At 66.6% G+C, this 1,630-nt stretch carries 1 protein-coding gene and 1 pseudogene; both read left to right on the top strand.

The features are described 5' to 3' along the window. Nucleotides 1-263: pseudogene (locus JCM19049_RS13605) on the top strand (ABC transporter ATP-binding protein); the annotation flags it as partial. Continuing rightward, a partial coding sequence (locus JCM19049_RS13610) for an ABC transporter ATP-binding protein (protein ID WP_054821856.1) occupies nucleotides 260-1,630 on the top strand: 1,371 nt, incomplete at its 3' end. The pseudogene JCM19049_RS13605 and the gene JCM19049_RS13610, both read left to right, overlap by 4 nt.

Raw genomic sequence — 1,630 nt, forward strand, 5'->3', positions numbered from 1 at the left:
CCCGCTCTCGGCCCTGGATGTGCGCACCGAGGAGGCGGTGACCGCCAGGGCTGCGCCAGGTGCTGGAGGGCACCACCACGCTGGTGGTGGCCCACCGCCCCTCCACGGTGATGCTCGCCGACCGGGTGGCGTTGCTGCGCGATGGCCACATTGACGCAGTGGGCAGCCACACCCACCTGCTCAGCACCAATGAACACTACCGTTTCGTAATCGCCAGCCTGGATGATGACGAGACCCTGATCAGCGCGGAGGCCGGCCAGTGAGCATCCAATCAGGTGTGGCGAACGAAGACGCCATCAAGCTCAGCGCCGCCGAACGCAAGGTCGTTCGCCAGCGCTCCTTCAGGCTGCTGGCCGCCCTGGCGGTCCCGCAGAAGAAGCTGTTCATCCTCACCGTGGTGCTGGTGCTGGTTTCCAATGCGGCCCGCGTGGCGCTGCCGATGATCATCGCCCTGGCGATCGACTGGACTGCGCAGGTGCGCCAGGGCAACTGGTCCTCGCTGGGGGTCTCCGGCGGTGCGTACATCGTCTGTGCGCTGCTGGCCGGGTTCCTGCTGGCCTGGTACATCCGCTGCGCCGCCCGGATCTCCCAGGCGATGCTGCTGGATCTGCGCCAGCAGGTCTTCCGCCACACCCAGCGCCTGAGCCTGGAATTCCATGAGCACTACACCTCCGGGCGCATCATCTCCCGGCAGACCTCGGACCTGGAGACGCTGCGCGAGCTGCTGGACCAGGGGGTTTCGGAACTGGCCTCCTCCTTCGTGTTCGTGGTGTTCACCCTGATTTCAATCTTCGTGCTGGACTGGCGCAGCGGCCTGGTGGTCTGCGTGGCCGCCATCCCGGTGGGGATCCTCTTCTTCTGGTACCAGCGCCGCTCCGAGGTGCTCTACCGGGAATCACGGGTCGTCTCGGCCCGGGTGATCTCCACGTTCGTGGAGACCATGACCGGCATCCGGGCGGTCAAGGCGTTCCGCCGGGAGAAGGCCAACGACCAGAACTATGCGGCCGTTGCCGCCCAGTACCGGGACAACTCGGTGCGTTCCTTCAACCTGTTCGGTGTGCTGCAGCCGGGTCTGGTGATGATCGGCAACCTGACCGTGGCCGCGCTGCTGGCCTACGGCGGGTTCCGCATCATTGACGGCTCCCTGGCGGTGGGCGTGATGGTGGCGCTGTTGCTGGCCTCCAAGCGGGTTTTCCAGCCGGTGCAGCAGATCGCCATGTTCTACTCCTCGCTGCAGTCCGCCACCGCCGCCCTGGAGAAGGTGTCCGGGCTGCTGGAGGAGGAGCCCACGGTGCGTGAACCGCAGCAGCCGCGCAGCATCGAGCGGGTCAAGGGCGAGATCGACTTCAGTGACGCGGTGTTCGGCTACGGCCAGGGACCGGTGGTGATGGACAAGTTCGACCTGCACATCCCGGCCGGCCAGGTCGTCGCGGTGGTTGGGCAGACCGGGGCGGGCAAGTCCACCCTGGCCAAGCTGATCGCCCGCTTCTATGACCTGCGCTCGGGCAGCCTGGAGCTGGATGGGGTGCCGATCAAGGAGCTGTCCAACAAGGAGCTGCGCCGTCACGTGGTGATGGTGACCCAGGAGGCGTTCCTGTTCTCCGGCTCGGTGGCGAGAACATCGCGCTGG

This window comes from Arthrobacter sp. JCM 19049, from assembly GCF_001310435.1.